At 32.6% G+C, this 347-nt stretch carries 1 pseudogene; it reads left to right on the top strand.

The features are described from left to right. Window positions 1-107: 107 nt before the first annotated feature. Window positions 108-347: pseudogene (locus V7659_RS21995) on the top strand (guanine deaminase); the annotation flags it as partial.

Genomic DNA, 347 nt, shown 5'->3' on the forward strand with positions numbered 1-347 from the left:
AATTTTAATTTAATGGTGTGCTTTGATATGATAATAGAAAGTTAAATCCTTACAATAATAGGAGAACCTAAATTTATTTTAAAAATATGAACATAAGGGTGCCATCCATGAAAACATATACACAAGTATTCCAGGGGACTGCTTTTACCAGCAAGTCACCAAAAGAAATCCACCTATTAAAAGATCATCTTTTCTGTATTAATGAGAACGGTATGATTGTAAAAGTCGTATCTTCAGAAGAGGCTGACTACCAGCCTTTATTAGATGCTTATCAAGAAGAGGAAAACTTTCATCGCCTAGCTGAAGGTCAATATTTCTTACCTGGATTTGTTGATTTACATGTACAT

The sequence above is a fragment of the Neobacillus drentensis genome (assembly GCF_036966985.1).
Taxonomy (GTDB): Bacteria; Bacillota; Bacilli; order Bacillales; family Cytobacillaceae; genus Neobacillus; species Neobacillus drentensis_E.